Genomic DNA, 21498 nt, shown 5'->3' on the forward strand with positions numbered 1-21498 from the left:
GGGGGTCGCACCGGGGAGTCAGTGGCGGGCGCGCCGTGCCGACGACGCCCACGAGAAGCCGGCCGCCCAGCTCGTCTGGGCGAGGACCGTCTGCCCGTCGGTGTCGGGGTGGAAGTAGTCCCAACCGGAGACCTGGGAGAGGGTGAACGGGTAGTTGAAGATCGCGCCGCCGTCGTACCTGCACAGCGACCCGTAGGCGGCGCAGGCGGCCGCGAGCTGCGTGTTGTAGTCGGCGACCCGCTGGCGCACGCGGTCGCGGCGGGCGACGTCGGCGGCCGCGTTGGACGTGGGGTTGGCGAGCATCGACTGGCAGATCCCGAACAGCGACCAGGCGCTGCGGGCCAGGAAGTTGCCCCGGCCGACCTCCCAGAGCCGCTTGATGTCGGGGATGCTCATGATGAACACGCGCGCGCCGGGGCGGCCGGCCTTCAGCCGGGCCAGGGCGGTGTCGAGGTGCGCCCGGTAGGTGGCGACCGGCGTCATGCCCGCCTCGCTGCTCGCGCAGGCGTCGTTGGCCCCGATCAGCACGGTCACGTAGTCGACCTGGTGGCTGACCGCCAGGTCGATCTGCCCGGGCAGGTCGGCGACGGTCGCGCCGGTCTCGGCGACGTTGTGGTTGCGCCCGCTGACCGCCGGGTTGGCCGCGAGGATGCGCCGGTAGTGGCTGTTGACCCCGGCGTCGGTGCCGGTGCTGAACGAGCGCGACGTGCAGTCGACGTAGAAGCCGCAGGCGTTGAAACCGCGGGTGATCGAGTCGCCCGTGCTCGCCATCGACGAGGGGAACGGGTCGGCGGCGGCAGCGGGCGCGGCCACGAACAGCGTGGCGGCGACGGTGGCCGCCACGCTGGCCGCGAGCGCCGGCAGCCATCGGCCGCTGGGCAGCATGCGACGCGGGAGTGACATGGGTGAGCCTCCGGGACGCGGGATGACGGAGTTGCGCGGGGTGACCAGACGGTAATCTGTGAGTTATATCGGTGGCAATGGTTAAGCGGCGTGTCCCGGTAAAAGCCCTACAAACTTCACCGGTTTCCGCGGTTACGGGATGGGGTACCACCCGCGCCGTGACCTTCGGCCTTCCGCCCCTGCCGCCGGCCCCGGGCTCGCCCGCCGGCCGGCCCGCCGCCGACGTGCTCGCCACCGAGCACCGGCAGCTCGCCGCGCTCTGCACCGCGCTGGCCGACCAGTCCCTGCCGCCCCGCCGCCGGCGCGACCTCGCCGACGTGCTGGCCGCGACCGCCGTCCGGCACCTCTCCGCCGAGGCGCAGTACGTCTACCCGGCCGTCCGGTCGTCCGTCCCCGGCGGGGCCGCCCTCGCCGACGGCGAGATAGCCGCGACCCGCGCGCTGCTCGCGACGCTCCGTGAGGACCGGCCGGCGGAGACCGCGGCGGCCCTGCGGCGGCACGCGCACGCCACCGCCGGCCTGCTCGACCGGCTGGCCGAGATCGCCACTCCCGAAGACCTGGTGCGCCTCGGCAACCGGATCGAGACCGCCGAGGAGGCCGCCCCCACGCGCCCGCATCCCGGCGCGCCGGCCACTCCACCGTGGAACAAGCTCACCGATCCGGCCCTCGGCCTGATCGACCGCCTCCGGGACGCGGTGACCGGGCGCCCTACGCGGGAGGAAATCCTTTTCCGCCGATACGCCAGTCGGCTCTTTTGATCATCCCGTTAACCATTCGGTTACAGTCAACCTGGCGTTTGGGGGAGCTTTCACAGGCCGAAGGTCTTTCGGTGATCGCACGTTGGTCCTACCGTCACGCTATGAACCTGGAGTTGCGGCACCTCAAGGTGGTCGTCGCGATCGCGGAGACGGGCAGCGTCACCAAGGCTGCCTCGCAACTGGGGCTGGCACAACCAGCGCTCACGGCACAGCTCCAGCGCATTGAACGCACACTCGGCGGCCCGCTCTTCGAGCGCGACCGGCGGGGTGCGCGCCCGACCGCCCTCGGCGAGCTGGTTCTCGCCCGGGCACGAGTGTTACTGCCGGCGATGAAGGGGCTGCAGGACGAGGCGGCCCGACTCGCCGGCACGGGGGACGTGATGACCCGCTACCGGGTCGGCGGGGCCAACAGCCCGATCGTCGGCGGCCTGGTGCACCGGCTCTCCGCCGCACAGCCCGAGGCACAGATCAGCACCTACGCCTCGTGGTACGCGGACGAGCTGGCCCAGATGGTGCTCGGCGGGCGGCTCGACTACGTACTCGTGGGGGTCTGCGGCGACGCGGCGCCCTCGGCGGCGCACGGCCTCGCCTGGCGTGTCGTCTCCGTGGACGCGGTCTTCGTCATGCTGCCCACCGCCCATCCGCTCGCCACCGACGACGAGGTCGACCTGGCCGACCTCGCCGAGGCGCAGTGGGTGGCCGCCCCCGGCGACGGATGCTTCGGCGACTGCTTCGCGGCGGCCTGCGCCCGGTCCGGTTTCACCCCACGGAAGGTGTACGAGACGGACGTGCGCGGCTGCATCGACATGGTGGAGTCGGGCGAGGCGGTGGCGCTGTGCCAGGCGACGTTCCGCCCGGTCAGCGGCCTGGTGACCCGCCCGCTCGCCGGCGCTCCCCTGCGCTGGCGGCTGCTGCTCGGCTGGCATCCCGAGGCGCTGGCCGCCAAGTTCGCCGACGACGTGCTCGGCCACGCGGTCGCCGCGTACGAGGACATGGTCGGCCGCAACCCGCTCTACCAGCGTTGGTTGAGCGACAACCCCCCGTTCGGCGCCCAGCAGGTCGCCCCGATCTGACCTCCCCAAACCGACCGGCTCTCCTGGGAGTGACACGGCGCGGTATTACCCACCTGGTATCTGCCGCGATCAATTGAACGGCCGTTAGGGTCGCGCCGTACACCTCGATGAACCTCCCTCCACCGCCCTTGCGGCCCCGGGCCGCAAGGGTCCGGACGGTGCGTGAGCGCCGCCTGGTCCCGGTGGAGCGAGGCTCGACTCCAACCCCCAGGAGAACCCCCATGAAGCGAAGACTCGCCATGCTCGCGGCGGCGGCGCTGCTGCCCGTGGGGGCCGTGGCGCTGCCGGCCGCCCCCGCGGTCGCGGCGCCCGGCCCCGGCGTGCCCCCGGCCGGCGGCGCCGCCTCCGCGCAGATGCTCGGCGCGATGCAGCGCGACCTCGGCCTCACCGCCGACGAGGCGCGGGCCCGGCTGGCCCGCGAAGACGACGCCAGCCGCACCGACGCGCGGCTGCGCAAGGACCTCGGCGCGGCGTACGGCGGCGCGTGGCTGACCGCCGGCGCCGACTCGCTGGTCGTCGCGGTCACCACCAAGGCCCAGGCCGCGAAGGTCACCGCCGCCGGCGCCACCGCCAGGATGGTGACCCGCAGCGAGGCCCAGCTCGACGCGGTCAAGTCCACGCTGGACCGCAACGCGGCCAAGGCGCCGGCCGGCGCGGTGCCCGGCTGGTACGTCGACGTGGTCACCAACACGGTCGTCGTGCTGGCGCGCGGCGACGCGGCGGCGGCCCGCGCGTTCGCGGCCACGGCCAAGTCGGACGCCGTGCGCGTGGTCGCCTCCAGCGAGGCCCCGGTGCCGCTCTACGACGTGCGCGGCGGCGACGCGTACTACATGGGCGGGCGCTGCTCGGTCGGCTTCGCGGTCTCGGGCGGCTTCGTCACCGCCGGCCACTGCGGCACCGTCGGTACGGCCACGCAGGGCTTCAACCAGGTCGCGCAGGGCACGTTCCGCGGCTCGTCGTTCCCGGGCAACGACTACGCCTGGGTACAGGTCAACTCCAACTGGACGCCGCAGCCGTGGGTCAACAACTACGCGGGCGGCAACGTGACGGTCGCCGGCTCGACCGAGGCGGCCGTGGGCGCGTCGATCTGCCGCTCCGGCTCCACCACCGGCTGGCGGTGCGGCACGGTCCAGGCCAAGAACTCGACGGTCAACTACCCGCAGGGCACCGTCACCGGCCTCACCCGTACCAACGCGTGCGCCGAGCCGGGCGACTCGGGCGGTTCGTGGCTCTCCGGCCAGCAGGCGCAGGGCGTCACCTCCGGCGGCTCGGGCAACTGCACCTCCGGCGGCACGACGTACTTCCAGCCGCTCAACGAGATCCTCTCGGTGTACGGCCTCACGCTCACCACCAGCGGCGGCGGCCCCGGTGTGCCCCCGCCCACCGGCTGCTCCGGGTACGAGTTCACGCGCAGCGGATCGCTCGCGCGTGGCGCCAGCGTGTACCAGCCGGACGGCAGCTACTACTACTCGTCCGCGTCCGGCACGCACCGGGCCTGCCTCGACGGGCCGTCCGGTGTGGACTTCGACGTGTACCTCCAGCGGTGGAACGGCAGCGCCTGGGCGAACGTCGCCAGCGGCATCACGCCCAACCCCGACGAGACGCTGACCTACAGCGGCACGGCCGGCTACTACCGGTACCACGTGCACGCGTACAGCGGCTCGGGCAGCTACACGCTCGGCTTCAGCAACCCGTAGGAACCCACCTGGACACCGGGGCGGGCGCGCTGCCACGAGGGGCCGCGCCCGTCCTGGCCTTTCCGCCGGTCCCGCCTTTCGCCCGGCGGAGCCGGACGCCAGGGCGGAGCCGGACACCAGGCGGAGCCGGACACCAGGCGGAGCCGTCTCGGGCCGGCGACGACCGGCCTATCTGGGGTGGCTGATCGCGTAGTCGGCGTACGCGTCGGGCAGCCGCGGGTCGCGGGCCGGCCCGCCGCCCGCCGGCATCGACACGACCGCCCCGGCCTGGGAGAGCCGCTCCGCCAGGTTGAGCGGGATCTGGTAGCTGCCCGCCACCGCCGCCTTGATCATGGCCCGCTCGTCGTCGTCGGCCACGCCGTCCCACCACCGCGCGAACGCGTCCAGGGCCGGATCGCGCCGCTCGCCGTTGTCCGCCAACAAGATCACCCCCAAGGGTTCCATCGTCCCACCGCTCAGAGTTGTCCGGTGGCGAAGCACGCCAAACCCGGCACATCCCGTGTGTCGCGCCGCCCGATCGGATATCAACGTGGGATGAGCGAGCGAACCATCAGGCACGGCGTGGCCGGAGCCCCATCCCCGCCCGCGGCGAAGCGAGGAGCGGCATGAGTGACGCGGACATCCTGCTGCGGGCGCGGCAGGCGGCCGAACTGCACACCAGAGCCGTCCGGGACATGGAGCAGTTCGTCGACGACTTCGCCGGTACGCCGGACGCGGCGGTCCTCGCCGAGTACGCCTCCCTGCTGGCCCGCGAGGAGGCGACCCGGACCGGCCGGCAGGAGATGCTTGCCGCGCTCGGGCTGGAGGCACCGAGCGTCGAGCCGTGACGCTGGTCGTCGTCGACGGGGCGAATGTGGTCGGTTCCCGTCCGGATGGCTGGTGGCGTGACCGGGCCGGCGCGGCCGCCCGCCTCCGCGACGCCCTCGTGCCGCTCGCCGCCGAAGGGCTGCCCGACCTACCGCCGCCGCTGGAGGTCGTCCTGGTGCTGGAGGGAAGGGCGCGCGACGTGGAGGGCGTCGACGGGGTACGCGTGGTCGCCGCACCCGGATCGGGTGACGACACGATCGTGGACGTCGTCGCGGCGGCCCGGCCGAGGCGCACGGTCGTGGTGACCGCCGACCGAGGGCTGCGCGAGCGGGTACGGGGGCTCGGCGCGGAGGTGGTGGGCCCGCGCGCCGTACGCCGCGGGTGATGCACGTCCTGAGTGGTCACTCAATTTCATTCGCCTCCGACCGGGCTCGCCGCACGGAGGGCACAAGCTCCCGATATTGGCGGAGGGTAATCTTTCATTCGCGCTGAGCGGCAAATCGGTAGGGGGCCGAGGCGGGGGCATCCGGTCTACCGTGATAGGAATAGCGTCCTCCGAGCCCCCAGGAGGTTTCCCCCGTGGCGAGCGTCGCCGAGGTCAAGTCGGCCATCGATGCCGCGATCCAACAGGTGAGCGAGGGGCAGGCCGCCGTCCACGCGGCCAGCGAAAAGCTCGCCGAGGCTCAGCAGAGCCTCGCGGTCGCGCTGGATGGGAGCGGCCACGAGGCGGTCAGCACCGCGCACGCGTCACTGACGCAGGCCACGCAGGAGCTGGAAGAGTGCCTCGCCGCCACCATGGCCGCGGTCGAGCAGGCACAGCAGTACTCAGCAGCCCTCTAGCCCGGCCATGTCCCTCGTCCAGGAGCTCGGCGCCAGCGTCCGCGCGACGTCGGACGACCTGCCGATCGGCTTGGTCGCGGTCGCCGTGGAGCGGTTGCGGCTCGCCGGTGAGCTGTTGATGTGGGTCCGCCAGGAGTCGGTCGACCCGATCGGCGTACCGCGGCTGGCCGGCGCGATGGAGCACGCCGAGCAGGCCGCACAGGCGCTGCGCGTGGCGCAGGACGCGCTGCTGGCGTACCTCACCTCGATTGGCCTCTCGCACGACGGCACGCCGGCTCCGGACGGCTCGTGGCGCACCGCCATGGATCCGGAGAGCGCGCCGCCCGCGCAGCCGGCGTCCCCCGACGGCGCGCCGCCACCGCTGGGGCGGTGGTGGGCCGAGCGGGTCGCCGCGCTGACCGGCCACGGCAGCCCCGCGGCGCGCGGCGACTCGGCGGCCACCGACGGTCCCGACCTCATGCGGCGGGTCGCGGCGGGCGTCCGCTCGGAAGACCGCGACCGGCTCCACCGCGAACTGGGCGGCGTCGAGGCGCCGGTCGGGCTGGGGCTCGCCGCGCTCGCCCCACCGGTGCTGTACCGGCTCGCCAGCGACCTGCTCCGGCACCGGCCGCGCGAGGAGGACCTGCCGGTGCTCACCCGCGAGATCGAGCCGCGCGTGCGCGACCTGCTGCCCGGCCTCCCGCCGGAGATCCTCCAGATCCAGCTCCAGCGGATCTGCCGGGTTCCGGTGCGGCCGCGCGACCACGACGCCCCGCCGCCACACCCCGCCGACTTCGCCGTGGTGGGCAGCGTCGTCACCGGCGTACTGCTGCGGCTGCTCGACCGCGAGCCCGACTCGCTCGACCCCGAGGCCCCCGAGCCCGTACCCGACACGGAGACCCATGCCTGACGTCCGGACGTCGGTCGTCGAGTCGGTCCGTGCCCAGCTCTCGCGCGCCCGCGCGTCCGCCCGGGCCCACCAGGACGCGGCGAAGGCCGACCTCGCGGCCGCCGAGGCGCGGCTGGAGCGGGTACGGCAGGCGGCCGCCCAGCGCCCCGCCCGCGCCGCCGCCGAGCGCGACCGCCGCCTCGCCGAGCTCGACGCGCGGCACGCCGCCACGCTCGCCGACCTGGCCAGGCGGGCCGCGGTGGCCGGCGCGATGCGCTCCCCCGGTGCGGCGGGCGAGGCGTGGGCCTCCTGGCACCCCACCCCCGCCGCCCGGGGCGAGCCGCCGGACCTGCTCCGCATCGGCGAGATCCACGTCCCCGGCGCCGGTCCGGCCCCGGCGCTCGTGCCACTCTTCGACCGCGGGCACGTCGCCCTGGTCGACAACGTCCAGCTCGGCGGCGACGCCGTGGTCGCCACCCTCCTGCTGCGCGCCCTCGGCCGCACCGCGCAGGGCCAGATCGAGATCACCGGGTACGACCCGGAGCGGCTCGGCGGCGGCCTGGCCGGCTTCGCGCCACTGGCGCCCGCGGGGCTGCTCAAGTTCGTCGGGCCGGGCGGGCTCACGCCGCTCCTCGACGGGCTGGTCGATCACATCCGGCGGATCAACGAGACGGTGCTGGCCGGCGACTACGCCTCGCTCGCCGAGATGGCCCTGGCCACCGGGCGGCGCCCCGAGCCCTGGCGGGTCGCCGTGCTGCTCGGCGGCGACGAGCCCTCGCGCCACGAGCGGGCCCAGCTCGACCGGATCCTGCGCACCGGCGCGGCGTGCGGCGTACACCTGATCGTGCGCGGCATCCCGGTGGCCGCACACTCCACTGTGGAGGTCGTACGCGTCGAGGGCGACCGCGCGGAGCTTTCCGGCTGCGGCCCCCTGCCGGTGCTCCTCGACCCGCCGCCCCCGCCCGAGCTGGTCACCGCCACCTGCCGGCGGATCGCCGACCGGGTCGCGGTCGGACCGGCGCCGGCGGTCTTCCACGACCTCATCCCGCCGGAGGGCGAGACCTGGACCGAGTACTCGGCCGGCGGCCTCACCGCGCCGGTCGGCGACAGCCCGGAGGGGCGGCCGGTGTCGGTGACGCTCTCCGACTACCCGCCGCACGCGCTGATCGCCGGCCCCTCCGGCACCGGCAAGACCAACCTGATCTACGCGTGGATGGGCGCGCTCGCCGCCCGGTACTCCCCCACCGAGCTGGCCTTCTACCTCCTCGACTTCAAGGAGGGCGTGTCGTTCGCCCGGTTCGCGCCGGGGCGGCGTGACCCGAGCTGGCTGCCGCACGTACGGCTGGTCGGGGTCAACGTCAACACCGACCGGGAGTTCGGGCTGGCGCTGCTCCGCTTCCTCGGCCGCGAGCTGCGGCGGCGGGCCGACGCGGCCAAGCAGCACGAGGTGACCAAGCTGTCCGAGCTGCGGCACGAGGACCCGGAGGGGCACTGGCCGCGGATCGTGGCGGTGATCGACGAGTTCCAGGTGCTGCTCACCGGCCGCGACGCGCTCGCCCAGGAGGCGGCGACCCTCCTCGAAGACCTGGCCCGGCGAGGGCGCTCGCAGGGCATCCACCTCATCCTCGCCTCGCAGGACGTCTCCGGCATCGAGGCGCTGTGGGGGCGGCCGGCGCTGGTCGCCCAGTTCACGCTCCGGATCGCGCTGCCCAAGGCGCGGCGGATCCTGCACGAGGCGAACACCGCCGCCGAGACGCTCCCCCGCCACCACGCCGTGGTCAACGCCGACTCCGGCGCGCCCGACGCCAACCGGATCGTGCGCATCCCGGCGGCCAGCGACCGGCGCGTGTGGGGCGACCTGCAGCACCGCCTCTGGCAGGACCGGCCAGCGTGGCTCGGCGCGCCCCGGCTCTTCGACGGCGACGCGGTGCCCCGGCTGGCCGAGGCGCCCGACTTCGTCAAGCTGGCGCCGGGGGCGATCGACCCGGTGGTGCTGCTCGGCGAGTCGATCGACGTACAGGCCCACTCGGCCCGCCTGCCGCTGACCCGCTCGCCCGGCCGCAACCTGGCCGTGCTCGGCACGCGCGTCGACGAGGCGTGCGCCGTGCTCGCCGCCGCCGCCCGCTCGCTGGCCCGGCAGCACGAAGACGGCACCGCCCGCTTCTCGGTCGCCTGCCTCGACCCGGACGCGGCCGCCACCGCCGAGTCGCTCCGCGCCGACCTGCCCGCCGACACCGGCTGGTACGACGCCGAGAGCCTCCCCGCCCTCCTCGCCTCCCTCGAACCGGACGGCTCCCGCCCGCATTACATCGTCATATTCGCCTGCGACGCCGCCGCCTCCCGCCTAGCGGTCAAGGAGGGGGGCCGCTCCGGCCACGACCACCTGCGGCGGCTGCTCAACACCGGCCCGGAGCGGCGCACGCACGTACTCGGCTGGTGGCGCGGCGTGGGCCGGCTCCGCGACGACCTCGGCGGCCCCGGCTCCCGTACCGACTCGATCGGCGCGTGGATCGCGCTCGACGTGCAGGGCTCCGACCTGGCCGGCTTCTTCCCGCAGCAGGGCGGCCCCGCCTGGTACCCCCGCCCGTGGCGCGCCCTGTACTTCGACCGCGCCCGCCACCGCACGCCCGAGGTCGTCATCCCGTACGGGCTGAGCGGATGACCGGCGGCCGGAGCGCCTCCCGCCCGTCCAGCGGCGAAGCGCGGACGGGCATGACCTATCACGAGGCGATCGCGCGGCTGGCCCGCGCGTACGCCGGCGTCGACGCCCAGCGGGCCGAGGCCGACGAGTGGTACGAACGCCAGGTCGCCGCCGCCGCCCGCGCCGAGCGGGAGGCCGCCGCCGCGGTCGAGGAAGCCCGGGAGGCACTCGACACGGCCATGTCGATGGTCGAACGCATCGACGCGGAGGCCGACGAGGTGTGGCGCACGACCGTACGCCGCCTCGGCCCGGTCGCGGCCCGCTACGGCGCGGCTCCCCCGCCGGTCCGCCTCCAGCCCGGTGAGCGGTACAACCCCGACCAGCTCATCGAAAACAGCTCCCGCACCATCGACGAGGCCTGGCGCCCCGGCCGCATGCAGCAGTCCCAGTATCCGTGGCTGATCGTGCTGAGCGCCTTCGGCGCGGCGGTGGCGTTCGCCCTGCGCGAGATGACCCTGTGGGCCGGCCGCGAGTCCGGCGGCGACCTCGCGGTGGGCCTGCCCGTGCTCGCGCTGGTCGTGCTGCTGGTGGCCCCGTTCGTCGGCCTCTGGCCGGCCCGCGTGGTCGCCGACCGCCGCCACGTCGCTCTGGACGCCACGACCATCACCGTCGTCCTGGCGACGGGCCTCACCACGACCGTGGCCCTGTACTTCCTCACCTGACCGACGCCCCGCACGGCACGCGTGGCCAGAGCGCGCCGCGCCGGTTGGCACGGGGCGAGGGCTCAGGCCGGCACCAGCACCGCCTCGCGCAGCAGGCGGCGGGCCAGCACGAGCCGGTCCTCGTCGGTGTCCAGGCCGGGCAGGTCGCCGACGCGGGTCACGCCGCCCTCAAGGAGCGCCCGCAGGGCCGGTGCGCAGCCGCCGGGCAGGGTCAGCGTGCGGTCGAAGGCGTGCAGCGCGACGCGGTCGTCGGGCGCGGCGGTGATCCGCCACCGCAGGCCGGGGCGAGGGCTCACGTGGTCGTCGGGGCCGAGCGCGGCCATCGCGTCCGCCTGGGCGAGCGGGCGGATCGGGGCGGGGCGGGCCGCGGGCCACACGCGGGCGCGCAGCTTGTCGGCGACCGGGCCGGGCGCGGCTCCGGCGAGCCAGGCGCGGAGGGCCTCGACGGTCTCGGTCAGCTCGGGCTCGACCTGCTCCGGGTCGGCGAGGTCGACGCCGTACGGCAGCGTGGCGCGCAGTCGCGGGTCCTCGGCGGCCAGCTCGAGCAGCGCCTCGACCAGCGCGTACCTGGTCAGCGCCTTCACCCCCACCGTCAGGTGCAGCGACGGGCCCTCCTGCGCCTGGGCGCTGTGCAGCCAGCCGCGCGGGAGGTACAGCGCGTCGCCCGGCTCCAGTACCTCGTCGATCGCGGCCGGGCCCTCGGCGACGGCCGACACCTCGTCGGCGTGGCCGCCCCACGGCTGGCGTTCCAGGGGGTCCGGCAGCACGGGCTCGTGGATGCGCCACCGCTTGCGGCCATGCACCTGGAGCACGAAGACGTCGTGCGTGTCGTAGTGGGTCGCGAAGCCCTGGCTGCCGGCGGGCGTCAGGTACGCGTTGACCTGCAACGGCTGCCCCAGCTGCCCGCCCAGCTCGCGGGCGAGGTCGACCAGCGGCGGCCAGATGCGGTGCAGACCCTGGAGCACGAGCGTGGCGCCGTCCGCGTACAGGCCGAGGACGCGCTCGTCGAGCACCTGGTCACCGACCTCGGCGCCGGCCCCGCCACCGCCGGTGAAGCGTGCCGCCGGCAGCACCTGGCCGTCCTTGGCGACCCGCAGGAAGGGGGTACGCAGCCCGCGGCGGCTCAGCAGCTCGTCGGCGTCCTCCGGGCTGAGCAGGTCACGGAAGCCGTCCGGGCCGGCGAGTTCGGTGGCCCGGGAGAGCAGGGGCGCGCGACCCCAGTACGCCCCGGCGAACTTGGCCGGCTCCACCGCCACGCACCGCGCGAGCGCCGGGCGGGAGGACCCGCCCGGCGCGCCGCCCGGAAGACCGGTGTCCATCAGGACCGGGACGCGCCGCTGTCGGCGCCACCGTCCCGGCCGGCGGGGTTGGCACCGCCGTCCGCGGGACCCTCACCGGCACTGCCGTCGGCGCCGCCGTCGCGCCCCATGGGGTTCGCGCCACCGTCGGCGGGACCCTCCCCGCCGGCCTGGCCGTCCGCCCCGCCGTCGCGCCCCATCGGGTTCGCGCCACCGTCCGCGGGGCCCTCGCCGCCCGCGCCGCCGTCGGCACCGCCGTCGCGGCCCATCGGGTTCGCGCCGCCGTCGGCCGGGCCCTCGCCGCGACCACCACCGGTGCTGGTCATGTCATTGTCGTCGAGCCTCATCGATGCCCCCCTTTGCGTCGTCACCTCGTACCGGGTCCCCGAAGTACCCGGGCACGCGCACTTCTAACGTATGGGGTTTCGCCCCGATGAGGCGCGACAAGTCGGATATGGGGGCAAGGAAGGGGACGCGTACAAAAGGGGGGCACAGCGCGGCAGCTGGGCAGTCTGCCGCGCTGTGCCCGGTCTCGGTGAACCTCCGCCGCGCGGGCGAGGGCTCAGGTGTGTCGCCCTCCCGTCAGCCCGCCGCGCACGCGGTGCCGTGGAGACCGAACGCCGCCGGCACGCCGCACGCGGATGCCGGACCCGGCGGTACGCACGCGCACGCCGGTGTCGACGCACAGCCCGGCGGTCGGGCCGGCGGCCCAGGCCGTGCGGAACGCCTCCTCGACGCACGACTCGCCGATCCGCCGCTGGAAGGTGAGCGCGGCGGCCGCGGAACCTACGGCGGCCCGCCGGCCGCGAGTGCGGGCGGGGAGCGTCTGAGCCATCGTACGGACATCCTCCTCGCTCAGCACCATCAATGGAAGCGTTCCCAAGTATCGATTGCCGGCCTTCGCTCGTCAATGATGTATCGGTAATCTCCCGGAAAACGGACAGAGCTTATCGGGACACGACCGCCCGCGCCAGATGGCACCGGCCAACATCGAAAATTTCGGATGCCCAGCGGGCGAACGCCTGCTTCGCCCCCTTTGCCGACCAAGGGCCTGCCAGGCGCCGCACGCCAGGCCGCGCACCGACCGCGACAGGCCCTCGCCACACAGACCCGCGGATCTGGGCTGCCGCGACGTCCGCCGCCGTCCGGACCGCCGCCCCGCTTAAGTTGATCATGATGTCGGGCACATCCTGGTCCCCATGCGAGTAGGAAGATCCATGCGCTCCCGACGGGCCAGCCGTTCCTGACACTCCGCGCGGTCCCGGAGAATACGCACGTCACAGCCGAGTGGCGTTGGCTCCAGACCGCTGCCCGCGTCCGCACCCTCCGCGACCGGCGCCCCGGCGTGCGTGGCCGGGGCGCGACCGGCGGCGCGTGACAGCAATGTCGGGGACTTTGCCGCCTCGACCGTGGCGGAAGACGGCAAAGACAGGGAAATTGTCGGGATCTTGGTGGTGTGCTCGCTTCGGCCTGCCCGCGCGAGGTGCTTTCTCTCGCCTCCGGCCTCCCCTGTCACTACCCCCGCACACGGAGACCCCGATCAAGACGACTTATGGCGCCACGGCGCCACTGACGCCACAACTCGTCTTGATCTCGAATCTGCCACCACCGACACCGGCGCGGTGGTTACTGGGGGTGATGTCGAGTGCGTCCGGAGGCCCAACCCCGCAGCCGACGGGTCAGGGCAGGGTTGTGAACGCGGAGGGTAAGGCTGCGGAAGCAGCGGCCTGGATCAGATGCCACCGCACCGCCTCGCCGGCGCCCGTGTCAATCCGTGGGGCAGGCCGCTAGCGCGCCTTCGTGCTGTCGCGCACGACGAGGTCGGTGGCCAGCTCGACCCGGGGCGTCTCCACCGCCTCGCCCTGGGCCAGCCGCAGCACGGTACGCGCGGCGAGCAGCCCCATCTCTGCCAGCGGCTGCCGGATCGTGGTCAGCGGCGGCGAGGACCAGCGTGCCTCGGGCAGGTCGTCGAAGCCCACCACGCTCACGTCGTCGGGCACGCGCAGCCCGCGCTGCCGCACCGCCTCGTACGCCCCGAACGCCATCTGGTCGCTGGAGGCGAAGATCGCCGTCGGCGGGTTGTCGAGCGAGAGCAGCGCCTTGGTCCCCTCCAGCCCGGACTCGTGGTAGAAGTCGCCGGGCTGGATCAGCTCGTCGTGCATCGGCAGGCCGGCCGCCTCCAGCGCGGCCCGGTAGCCGTCGAGGCGGGCCCGGCTGCACAGCATCTGCGGGTTGCCGGCGATGAAGCCGATCCGCTCGTGCCCCAGCGAGAGCAGGTGCTCGGTGGCGCGCAGGCCGCCGGTCCAGTTGGTCGCGCCGATCGTGGGGATGTCGAGCGTCGGCACGCCGGCCGGGTCGACCAGCACCATCGGCACGTTGAGGCGGCGCAGCTCGGCGTGTACGGGCGGGGCGAGATCGCTCGCCACCAGCACCACTCCGTCGGTCGCCCGGGTACGCAGGTTTTGCAGCCACTGGCGCGTGGAAGCGGTGCGGCGGTGGATCGCGGAGACCACGGTGCCGACGCCGGCCGCGTGCGCCACGTCTTCGACACCACGGATGATCTCCACGGCCCACGGGCTGTCGAGGTCGTTGAAGACCAGGTCGATCAGGCTGGCGCTGACCCGGGGACGGGCCGCCCGGCGGCGGTATCCGTGCCGCCGCAGCAGCTCCTCGACCCGCTCGCGGGTCTGCGGCGCCACGTCCGAGCGCCCGTTGAGCACGCGCGACACCGTCGGCACCGACACGCCGGCCTCGCGCGCGATCGCCGTGATGGTGATCCTGCGCCCCTCGTCGACCGTCACGTTTCGCTCCTTCGTCTTAAGGAGGCCAGCGTACGACCGAAACACTTCCGAGCCGAACTCGCCCCTCCGACGGGCTTCCACCGCCTATCTTGCCGCACTTCCAGGGCTTGACGACCCGCATCGACACGCATAGCGTTCCGAACAAGTTGCGGAAGTGTTCCGGAAGCTTACGTGGAAAGGGACATCCATGAAGGTGACTCGCGTGGTCGCCGGCGCCGCTGTGGCCGCGGCCGTCCTCGTCTCCCTGAACGCGACGGGTGCGCCGGCCGCGCCCACCGGCGGGGTCGCCGCCGTCCCGGCGTCCGTGCCGGGCGCCGCCGCCCTCACCGCGACCAAGGGCGGTGGCAACGCCAACGCCGACACGCTCCGCGCGCTCGCCAAGCGCGCCGGCCTCAAGATCGGCACCGCGGTCGACATGTCGGCGCTGGCCGACGACGCCACCTACAAGGAGCGCGTGGCCGCCGAGTTCAACAGCGTGACCGCCGAAAACGTCATGAAGTGGTCGGAGATCGAGCGCGAGCGGGGCGTGCTCGACTTCGGGCCCGCCGACGAGCTGGTCCGGTTCGCCCGGCAGAACGGCCAGGGCGTGCGCGGGCACACGCTGCTCTGGCACAACCAGAACCCCGAGTGGCTCACCCAGGGCGTCGCCGACGGCTCCATCGACGCCACCGAGCTGCGCAAGATCCTCAAGCAGCACATCTTCGACGTGGCCGGTCACTTCCGCGGCAAGGTGTACGCCTGGGACGTCGCCAACGAGGTGATCGACGACAACGGCAACCTCCGCGACACGTTCTGGCTGCAGAAGCTCGGCCCCGGCTACATCGCGGACGCGTTCCGGTGGGCGCACCAGGCCGACCCGAAGGCCAAGCTCTACATCAACGACTACAACGTCGAGGGCCTCAACGCGAAGACCGACGCCTACTACGCGCTGGTCAAGCAGCTGAAGAAGGACCGCGTGCCGATCCACGGCTTCGGCATGCAGGGCCACCTCGGCGTGCAGTACGGCTTCGACGGCCGCGCGCTCCAGAACGTCCAGCGCTTCGAGGCGCTCGGCCTGGAGACCTCCTTCACCGAGGTCGACGTCCGGATGATCATGCCGACCGACAACGCCAAGCTCCAGGCCCAGGCCAACGGATACAGCGTCCTGCTGCGCGCCTGCCTGCTGGCCAAGCGGTGCACCTCGTACACCGTGTGGGGCTTCACCGACAAGTACTCCTGGGTACCTGGCTGGTTCGACGGTGAGGGCGCGGCCAACCTGCTCGACGAGAACTACGGGCAGAAGCCGGCCTACCAGGCCGTCAGCCAGACGCTCGCGGTGGCCGGGCGCTAGGGCGTGTCTGGTGGATCTTTGCGGGGCTGCGGCGGGCCCAGACGGCGCCCGGCGGCACCGGACGAAAGGCCACATACAACACCGGTATGCGACCTTCCGCCCGGCACCACCGGACCGCCGCCTGGACCTCGCCTCGCACCCACAAGATCCACCAGACACGCCCTAGCCGCCGGGCCAGAGTGGTGGGATCCTCGCGGGGGCGCACGCGCTTTCGCGAGGGCCCACCAACGGGGAGGCGCCCGCCGGGCGCCACGTGACGCACCGGACGGGAGGATCCGATCCGCACCTTCACCAACCCCGTGATCGCCGGCATGCACCCCGATCCGAGCGTCTGCCGGGTCGGGGGGCACTACTACCTCGCCTGCTCCAGCTTCGAATACTTCCCGGGCGTGCCGGTCTTCCGCAGCCAGGACCTGGTCCACTGGGAGCAGATCGGCAACGCGCTCGACCGCACGACCCAGCTCGACCTGCCGCCGAGCACGCCCTCCTCCGGCGGTGTGTACGCGCCCACGCTCCGCTACCACGACGGCCGTTTCCACCTGGTCACGTCGGTGGTGCCGCGCGCCGGCACGCTGGTCGTCACCAGCACCGACCCGGCCGGCCCGTGGTCCGACCCGGTCTGGCTGCCCGAGGTGGGCATCGACCCCGACCTGGCCTGGGACGCCGGCGGCACCTGCTGGGCCACCTACGCGGGCATCCGGCAGGTCAAGGTCGATCTCGCGACCGGCGCCGCGCTGTCCCCGCCCCGCACGATCTGGTCGGGTACGCCGGGCGCGCAGTGGCCCGAGGCGCCGCACCTCTACCAGGTAGGCGGCCTCTGGTACCTGTTGATCGCCGAAGGCGGCACCGACGCCGGACACGGCATCTCGGTGGCCCGCGGGCCGGCGCCGGACGGGCCGTTCGAGCCGTGCCCGCGCAACCCGATCCTCAGCCACCGCAGCACCGACCATCCGATCCAGAACACCGGACACGGCGACCTGGTCCAGGCGTCCGACGGCTCGTGGTGGCTCCTCTTCCTCGGCACCCGCCCGCGCGGTGGCTCGCCCGGCTGGCACGTGCTCGGGCGGGAGACCTTCCTCGCCCCGGTCACCTGGGAAGACGGCTGGCCGGTGATCGGCGACGTGGCCACCACCATGACCGGTGGCCTTCCGCCCGCACCGGTGCCGGTGCCGCCGGCCCGCGACGACTTCGACGGCGCCGACCTGCGGCCGTGCTGGATCTCCGTACGCTCCCGGCCGGCGCACGCCTGGTCGCTCAAGGACCGCCCCGGCTGGCTCACGCTGCACGCCCAGGACGGCTCGCTGGACGACCCGTCCGTGTCGTTCATCGGCCGCCGCCAGCAGCACCACGCCTGCCGGGTCCGCGCGCTGGTCGACGCCGCGGAGGGGCACGGCGGCCTCGCGGTACGCCTTGACGAGCAGCACCACTACGAGGTCGAGGCGGGCGGCGGCGAGATCGGCGTACGCGCCCGGATCGGCACGCTGGAGCTGTGGCGGTCGGCCCGCCCGGTGCCCGACGGCCCGGTCGTGCTCCGCGTCGAGACCCAGGCCTCCGGCCCCTCCCCCGACCACCCCCGGCAGGAGCCCGACGTGGTGCGCCTGGGGTACGAGACGCCGAACGGGCACTTCGTCGTGCTGGAGGAGCTCGACGGCCGCTACCTGTCCACACAGGTCGCGGGCGGCTTCACCGGCCGGGTCATCGGCATGTACGCGATCGGCGGCACGGTCCGCTTCGACTGGTTCGCGTACGAGCCTGACGGCGACTTCTGACCGAAGCTCCACACACGACACCGCCGCACTCGAAACCGGCCCACACGGCATCGCCCCCGCACGGCGTCGCCCGCACGCGGCTGAGCGCCGTCCACCAGCTCGCCCGATCCGAGCTGGTGGACGGCGCTCAGCGTCAGCCCAGTCCCTCTGGTTCGCTCAGCCCTTCGTCGCGCCCGAGGCCAGACCGCCGACGAGCTGGCGCTCCGCCATGGAGTAGAACGCGAGTGCGGGGACCATCGCCAGCACCACGTACGCCAGGACGCGCGCGGTGTCGGACGCGTACTGCCCCTGGAACTGCTGCACACCGATCGGGAGGGTCCACCAGGCGGGGTCGGTGAAGACGACGAGCGGGAGCATGAAGTTGTTCCAGCTGTTGACGATCGCCAGCACCGACACAGTGGCCAGCGCGGGGCGGGCCATCGGCAGCAGGATCCGCCAGAAGAAGCCGAACGGCGTGCAGCCGTCGAGGATCGCGGCCTCCTCGACCTCTCCGGGGACGGTACGGAAGAACGCGCGGAGGATGATGATCGTGACCGGCAGGCCGAACGCGGCCTGCGGCAGGATCACGCCGAGCGGGCTGTTGAGCAGGCTCAGCTCGCGCAGCAGCACGAAGAGCGGCAGGATCGCCACCGCGAACGGGAACATCAGGCCTGCGGCGAAGATCGTGTAGTAGAACTCGCGACCGCGGAAGTTGAAGCGGGCGAAGACGTACGCCGCCATCGCCGCCACCAGCACCAGCAGCACCGTCGTGGCGACCGCGATCAGCGTGCTGTTGAACAGCGGCCGCCAGAACCCGCTGGAGCTGAGGATGCCGGTGTAGTTTTCCGGTACCCACGGGTCGGGCAGCCCGAACGGGTTGGTGGAGAGCTGCCCGTTGTCCTTGAAGCCGCCGAGCACGCCGAACGCCACCGGCACGATGACGCCGGCACCGACGAAGATCGCGATGATGTGCAGCCAGACGTTGCGCACCTTCGTGTCAGTACGCGCGCTCATGGCCGTCCTCGCTTCGCCGCGGGCGACAAGGAGGCTCCACAAAGCACACTGAGCCTGATGATTCGCTCGCTCATCGCTTGTCCCTCATCGTGGTGATGGCGCCCTCGATGTCCCGGCGCATGACGAACCGCTGGTAGAAGAGCGCGAACACGAGGCTGATGAGGAACATCGCGACGCTGATCGCACTGGCGTAGCCGACCTCGGAGCGGCGGAAGCCGTACTGGAACATGGTGACCGCCATGGTCTCCGAGGCGTGGATCGGGCCACCGCCGGTGAGTACCCACACCATGTCGAAGAGCTGGATGGCACCGATGATCGACAGGAAGACGCTGATCCGGATCGTGGGCCCGAGCAGCGGCAGCGTGATGTGACGGAACACCTGCCAGGTGCCGGCGCCGTCGGTCAGTGCCGCCTCGGTCAGCTCCTTCGGGATGCTCTGCCGCCCGGCCAGGTACAGGATCATGTGGAAGCCGAAGTACTTCCAGCTGATCACGAAGAACAGGGCGTACAGCACGGTGTCCGGGTTGGCCAGCCACTCCTGCTCCAGGCCCAGCCCGAGCGCCGCGCTGAGCTGGTTGACGAGGCCGCGGTTTGGCGAGAAGACCATCGTGAACAGGACGGCCGTGATGACCTCGGAGAGCACGTACGGCGCGAAGAACACGAGCCGGTAGAGGGCGCGCCCGCGCATCGGCTGGTTGAGCAGCAGCGCGAGGCCGAGGGCGAACGGCAACTGCACGACGACCGAGAGGACGACGAGGATCGCGCCGCGTTCCAGGTCGCCGAGGAAGACGTCGTCCTGGAACAGCCGGCGGAAGTTGTCGAGGCCGACGAAGTCGGTGGGCAGGCCGCCGAAGCCGTTCCACTTGAAGAGGCTGGTGTACATCGCGAGCGCGATCGGGCCGACGACAAGCACGACGAAGAGCAGCAGCGCCGGCGCGAGGAAGAGCGCGATCGTCAGCTTGTCCAGCCGGCGGCGCCGGCGCAGCGAACCGTCGACCCGCGGGCGCGGCCGCTCAGGGGCGAGCCCCGGGCGAGCCGCGCCGGCGCGCCGGCCGGTCCGGTGGGAAGAGGGGGCCGGAAGCTGTCCTTCCGGCCCCTGCGTCGTCGTTTTCATGCACCTACTGGTTCTTCGCGACCTTGGCGATGTCCTGCGCGACCTTCTCCGGCGTGGCCTTCTTGGCCACCAGCTCGGCGACGCTGTCGTTGACCTGCGTACCGACCGCGGGCGGGTAGGCCTGGTCGAGGTAGAGCTGGAACTTCGGCGCCTTGGCGATGGCCGCGTGCACCGTCTTGAGGTTGGGGTCCTTGAGCGCGTCCTCGGCGCCGATGGTCACCGGGAGGATCGAGTCGCTCTCCGCGCCCTTGCGCTGGCTGTCGGCGCTGAGCAGGAACTTGATGAACTCCGTCGCCTGCGGCGGGGCGTCCTTGCCGAGGGCGAAGCCGTTGCCGCCGCCGAACGCGTCGTCGACCGAGCCCTTGCCGCCGTCGACCGACGGGAAGGCGAAGAAGCCGAGCTTGTCGCCGATGCCCTTCTTCGTGGTGGAGTACGCCGCCTCGGTGGTCGGGGCCCACTGCCCCATCAGCTCCATCGCCGCCTGGCCGTTGCCCATGATCGCCGATTGGCCGTCGGTCGCCGAGTACTTCGCGCCGAGGAAACCCTTCTGGAACGGGTCGAGGTCGATGAGCTCCTTGAACCGCGCGCCCGCCGCGACGAAGTCGGGCTGGTCGAAGGAGCCGTCCGCGGCGGCCGCGGCGAGCCCGTCCACACCGGCGATGCGGATGGCGAGGTAGGCCCAGTAGAAGTGGGCCGTCCAGCTCTCCGAGCCGGCGAGCGCGATCGGGGTGGTGCCGGAGCCCTTCAGCTTGCGGACCGCGTCGAGGAACTCGCCCCAGGTCGTCGGCGGTGCCGAGATCCCGGCCTTCTCGAAGAGCTCCTTGTTGTACCAGAAACCGACCATGCCGAGGTCGAACGGTACGCCGTACTGCTTGCCGTCGACCTTGTAGATGTCCAGGCCGTTGCTGTTGATGCTGGCAGCCGCGTCACCGAGGTCGAGCTCCTTGACCAGCCCCGCCTCGACCTGCTGCTTGAGCACGCCGCCGCCCCAGGAGTGGAAGATGTCCGGCGGGGTGCCCGCCTGCGTGACGGTGGTCAGCTTCGCCTTGAATGCCTCGTTCTCCAGCGGAGTGATCTTGACTTCCACGCCCGAATTGGCGGTCTGGAAGTCCTTGGCGAGGTTGGCCCAGGTGGTGAGCATCGGGTCAACGTTGGAGATGTGCCACCAGTCGATCGTGGCCGACCCGTCCCCGCTGCCGGAGTCGCCGGACCCGTCGTCGCCACAACCGCCGAGCAGCGCCGCGCCGGCGCCCAGGCCAGCCAGGCCCAGCACCGATCTGCGCGAGAAGTATGTGGGGGTCGTCATGTGCCATCCCTTCGGGGTAGGCCGGCCAGGGGCGCCGGCCGTGGTGGTCCGTAGGCCGTCACGGAGCCGTCGCCTGAGGTGCCCGGAAGTTTTCGGCGTCGGCCCGATAATTCAAGGTGATGTGGCGCACGCTACGACGACGTGAACTACCGGTCAAGCCCTATCGCTGGGCGGACACAAGCGTTACCGTAAGGCAACCTAGACCGCTAGCCGCCCGAAAGATGTTCCGGAAACATCTCGGAAGAAGTTTCGAGCAGGCCGGAAGCCCGGCATCGCAGGCGCAGGCGGATACCGGAACATGCCCGAAACTGTGATGCGAACGACAGGAGACACTCTTCCATGAGTGAGCGGAGCGAACGAATCATGAGGCTCAGTGCGATCGGAGCCTCGTGGTCGCCCGCGGCGAAGCGAGGACGGCCCCCGCGCGATCGGCGCGAGCGAGGCTCCGGGCACGGTGCGACCCACGGTGCGACCGCGGCTTCGAGGCCGCCCGCGGCGAAGCGAGGACGGTCATGAGCGACCGTGCCGCGGCGCCGGACGCGGTGACCATCCCCGAGCCCTGGCAGGACCCGAGCCTT

The 21498-nt window shown here is 72.8% G+C and carries 20 protein-coding genes; 11 read left to right on the forward strand and 9 right to left on the reverse strand.

Annotated features, from left to right (window positions below; genetic code table 11):
- Positions 1-18: 18 nt before the first annotated feature.
- Entirely contained in the window at positions 19-903 is an 885-nt protein-coding gene (locus ACFFIA_RS09240; RefSeq protein WP_377248552.1) for a GDSL-type esterase/lipase family protein, read from the reverse strand.
- A gap of 158 nt (positions 904-1061) precedes the next feature.
- Here ACFFIA_RS09240 and ACFFIA_RS09245 point away from each other — a divergent pair, with 158 nt between their 5' ends.
- The 3 genes from ACFFIA_RS09245 (at position 1062) to ACFFIA_RS09255 (ending at position 4431) form a co-directional block, all read left to right on the forward strand.
- Complete coding sequence (locus ACFFIA_RS09245) at positions 1062-1661, forward strand: hemerythrin domain-containing protein (RefSeq protein WP_377248554.1); 600 nt, start codon at positions 1062-1064, stop codon at positions 1659-1661.
- A gap of 101 nt (positions 1662-1762) precedes the next feature.
- Positions 1763-2734 (forward strand): LysR family transcriptional regulator, encoded by a 972-nt coding sequence (locus tag ACFFIA_RS09250; RefSeq protein ID WP_377248556.1) that lies wholly within the window; start codon positions 1763-1765, stop codon positions 2732-2734.
- Between the two features lie 221 nt (positions 2735-2955).
- Complete coding sequence (locus ACFFIA_RS09255; RefSeq protein WP_377248558.1) at positions 2956-4431, forward strand: S1 family peptidase; 1476 nt, start codon at positions 2956-2958, stop codon at positions 4429-4431.
- Between the two features lie 168 nt (positions 4432-4599).
- On the opposite strand, the gene ACFFIA_RS09260 is transcribed toward ACFFIA_RS09255, so the two are convergent.
- The gene (locus ACFFIA_RS09260) at positions 4600-4860 is read right to left on the reverse strand and encodes a hypothetical protein (protein ID WP_377248561.1); all 261 of its coding nucleotides are present in this window, start codon (positions 4858-4860) and stop codon (positions 4600-4602) included.
- Between the two features lie 176 nt (positions 4861-5036).
- On the opposite strand from ACFFIA_RS09260, the gene ACFFIA_RS09265 reads away from it, so the two are divergent.
- The 6 genes from ACFFIA_RS09265 (at position 5037) to ACFFIA_RS09290 (ending at position 10309) form a co-directional block, all read left to right on the forward strand.
- Positions 5037-5258, forward strand: a complete 222-nt coding sequence (locus tag ACFFIA_RS09265; RefSeq protein WP_377248564.1) for a hypothetical protein — start codon at positions 5037-5039, stop codon at positions 5256-5258.
- Positions 5255-5623 carry a PIN domain-containing protein gene (locus tag ACFFIA_RS09270; RefSeq protein WP_377248567.1) on the forward strand — a complete coding sequence of 123 codons (369 nt, stop codon included), beginning with the start codon at positions 5255-5257 and terminating at the stop codon, positions 5621-5623. Before ACFFIA_RS09265 ends, ACFFIA_RS09270 begins: the two co-directional genes overlap by 4 nt.
- A gap of 194 nt (positions 5624-5817) precedes the next feature.
- Complete coding sequence (locus ACFFIA_RS09275) at positions 5818-6078, forward strand: hypothetical protein (protein ID WP_377248569.1); 261 nt, start codon at positions 5818-5820, stop codon at positions 6076-6078.
- A 7-nt stretch (positions 6079-6085) separates the two neighbouring features.
- Positions 6086-6967, forward strand: a complete 882-nt coding sequence (locus ACFFIA_RS09280) for a hypothetical protein (RefSeq protein WP_377248572.1) — start codon at positions 6086-6088, stop codon at positions 6965-6967.
- On the forward strand, positions 6960-9608 hold the full coding sequence (locus ACFFIA_RS09285; protein WP_377248575.1) for an FtsK/SpoIIIE domain-containing protein: 2649 nt from the start codon (positions 6960-6962) through the stop codon (positions 9606-9608). The genes ACFFIA_RS09280 and ACFFIA_RS09285 overlap by 8 nt, the downstream gene beginning before the upstream one ends.
- 50 nt (positions 9609-9658) lie before the next feature.
- On the forward strand, positions 9659-10309 hold the full coding sequence (locus ACFFIA_RS09290) for a hypothetical protein (protein ID WP_377248578.1): 651 nt from the start codon (positions 9659-9661) through the stop codon (positions 10307-10309).
- A 62-nt stretch (positions 10310-10371) separates the two neighbouring features.
- Here ACFFIA_RS09290 and ACFFIA_RS09295 read toward each other — a convergent pair whose 3' ends face one another.
- From ACFFIA_RS09295 to ACFFIA_RS09310, 4 genes are all read right to left on the reverse strand, one after another.
- Positions 10372-11628, reverse strand: coding sequence for a cupin domain-containing protein (locus tag ACFFIA_RS09295; protein ID WP_377248581.1), 1257 nt, complete (start codon positions 11626-11628; stop codon positions 10372-10374).
- A complete protein-coding gene (locus tag ACFFIA_RS09300; protein ID WP_377248584.1) occupies positions 11628-11954 on the reverse strand; it encodes a BatC protein in 327 nt (108 codons plus the stop codon). The genes ACFFIA_RS09295 and ACFFIA_RS09300 overlap by 1 nt, the downstream gene beginning before the upstream one ends.
- A gap of 215 nt (positions 11955-12169) precedes the next feature.
- Positions 12170-12442 carry a hypothetical protein gene (locus tag ACFFIA_RS09305; protein ID WP_377248587.1) on the reverse strand — a complete coding sequence of 91 codons (273 nt, stop codon included), beginning with the start codon at positions 12440-12442 and terminating at the stop codon, positions 12170-12172.
- A 952-nt stretch (positions 12443-13394) separates the two neighbouring features.
- Positions 13395-14408: a LacI family DNA-binding transcriptional regulator gene (locus ACFFIA_RS09310; protein WP_377248590.1), complete on the reverse strand. Its 1014-nt coding sequence runs from the start codon at positions 14406-14408 to the stop codon at positions 13395-13397.
- 187 nt (positions 14409-14595) lie between these two features.
- On the opposite strand from ACFFIA_RS09310, the gene ACFFIA_RS09315 reads away from it, so the two are divergent.
- Positions 14596-15738, forward strand: coding sequence for an endo-1,4-beta-xylanase (locus tag ACFFIA_RS09315; protein ID WP_377248593.1), 1143 nt, complete (start codon positions 14596-14598; stop codon positions 15736-15738).
- Positions 15739-16037: 299 nt separating this feature from the next.
- Positions 16038-17507: a glycoside hydrolase family 43 protein gene (locus tag ACFFIA_RS09320; protein ID WP_377248596.1), complete on the forward strand. Its 1470-nt coding sequence runs from the start codon at positions 16038-16040 to the stop codon at positions 17505-17507.
- A gap of 156 nt (positions 17508-17663) precedes the next feature.
- On the opposite strand, the gene ACFFIA_RS09325 is transcribed toward ACFFIA_RS09320, so the two are convergent.
- The 3 genes from ACFFIA_RS09325 to ACFFIA_RS09335 form a co-directional block, all read right to left on the reverse strand.
- Positions 17664-18500 (reverse strand): carbohydrate ABC transporter permease, encoded by an 837-nt coding sequence (locus ACFFIA_RS09325; RefSeq protein WP_377248599.1) that lies wholly within the window; start codon positions 18498-18500, stop codon positions 17664-17666.
- 70 nt (positions 18501-18570) lie between these two features.
- A complete protein-coding gene (locus ACFFIA_RS09330) occupies positions 18571-19614 on the reverse strand; it encodes a carbohydrate ABC transporter permease (RefSeq protein ID WP_377248602.1) in 1044 nt (347 codons plus the stop codon).
- A 4-nt stretch (positions 19615-19618) separates the two neighbouring features.
- Positions 19619-20920 carry an extracellular solute-binding protein gene (locus ACFFIA_RS09335; RefSeq protein ID WP_377248604.1) on the reverse strand — a complete coding sequence of 434 codons (1302 nt, stop codon included), beginning with the start codon at positions 20918-20920 and terminating at the stop codon, positions 19619-19621.
- Between the last annotated feature and the right edge of the window lie 578 nt (positions 20921-21498).

Source organism: Phytohabitans kaempferiae (assembly GCF_042433955.1).
Classification (GTDB): domain Bacteria; phylum Actinomycetota; class Actinomycetes; order Mycobacteriales; family Micromonosporaceae; genus Phytohabitans; species Phytohabitans kaempferiae.

What these genes read in the sequence shown, in the direction of transcription:
- ACFFIA_RS09240 (WP_377248552.1), bottom strand. Translation starts at nt 903, where the DNA reads ATGTCACTCCCGCGTCGCATGCTGCCCAGCGGCCGATGGCTGCCGGCG.
- ACFFIA_RS09250 (WP_377248556.1), top strand. Translation starts at nt 1,763, where the DNA reads ATGAACCTGGAGTTGCGGCACCTCAAGGTGGTCGTCGCGATCGCGGAG.
- ACFFIA_RS09255 (WP_377248558.1), top strand. Translation starts at nt 2,956, where the DNA reads ATGAAGCGAAGACTCGCCATGCTCGCGGCGGCGGCGCTGCTGCCCGTG.
- ACFFIA_RS09265 (WP_377248564.1), top strand. Translation starts at nt 5,037, where the DNA reads ATGAGTGACGCGGACATCCTGCTGCGGGCGCGGCAGGCGGCCGAACTG.
- ACFFIA_RS09280 (WP_377248572.1), top strand. Translation starts at nt 6,086, where the DNA reads ATGTCCCTCGTCCAGGAGCTCGGCGCCAGCGTCCGCGCGACGTCGGAC.
- ACFFIA_RS09285 (WP_377248575.1), top strand. Translation starts at nt 6,960, where the DNA reads ATGCCTGACGTCCGGACGTCGGTCGTCGAGTCGGTCCGTGCCCAGCTC.
- ACFFIA_RS09290 (WP_377248578.1), top strand. Translation starts at nt 9,659, where the DNA reads ATGACCTATCACGAGGCGATCGCGCGGCTGGCCCGCGCGTACGCCGGC.
- ACFFIA_RS09295 (WP_377248581.1), bottom strand. Translation starts at nt 11,628, where the DNA reads ATGGACACCGGTCTTCCGGGCGGCGCGCCGGGCGGGTCCTCCCGCCCG.
- ACFFIA_RS09300 (WP_377248584.1), bottom strand. Translation starts at nt 11,954, where the DNA reads ATGAGGCTCGACGACAATGACATGACCAGCACCGGTGGTGGTCGCGGC.
- ACFFIA_RS09305 (WP_377248587.1), bottom strand. Translation starts at nt 12,442, where the DNA reads ATGGCTCAGACGCTCCCCGCCCGCACTCGCGGCCGGCGGGCCGCCGTA.
- ACFFIA_RS09315 (WP_377248593.1), top strand. Translation starts at nt 14,596, where the DNA reads ATGAAGGTGACTCGCGTGGTCGCCGGCGCCGCTGTGGCCGCGGCCGTC.
- ACFFIA_RS09325 (WP_377248599.1), bottom strand. Translation starts at nt 18,500, where the DNA reads ATGAGCGCGCGTACTGACACGAAGGTGCGCAACGTCTGGCTGCACATC.
- ACFFIA_RS09330 (WP_377248602.1), bottom strand. Translation starts at nt 19,614, where the DNA reads ATGAAAACGACGACGCAGGGGCCGGAAGGACAGCTTCCGGCCCCCTCT.
- ACFFIA_RS09335 (WP_377248604.1), bottom strand. Translation starts at nt 20,920, where the DNA reads ATGACGACCCCCACATACTTCTCGCGCAGATCGGTGCTGGGCCTGGCT.